This is a genomic window from Clostridium tagluense (genome assembly GCF_003865095.1).
Lineage (GTDB): Bacteria > Bacillota > Clostridia > Clostridiales > Clostridiaceae > Clostridium_AD > Clostridium_AD tagluense.
Genome location: NZ_BHYK01000137.1, coordinates 1 through 256 on the forward strand (window position 1 = coordinate 1; position 256 = coordinate 256).

The following is a 256-nucleotide window of genomic DNA, read 5'->3' on the forward strand; positions in this document are numbered from 1 at the left end:
TTAGCGGCGGACGGGTGAGTAACACGTGGGTAACCTGCCTCAAAGAGGGGAATAGCCTCCCGAAAGGGAGATTAATACCGCATAATATGTTTTAATCGCATGATTGAAACATCAAAGGATTTTTCTTCGGAGAATTCCACTTTGAGATGGACCCGCGGCGCATTAGCTAGTTGGTGAGGTAACGGCCCACCAAGGCAACGATGCGTAGCCGACCTGAGAGGGTGATCGGCCACATTGGAACTGAGACACGGTCCAG

Annotated in this window: 1 rRNA gene; it reads left to right on the forward strand. The window is 51.2% G+C overall.

The features are described from left to right. Positions 1-256: ribosomal RNA gene (locus Ctaglu_RS24870) — 16S ribosomal RNA — on the forward strand; the annotation flags it as partial.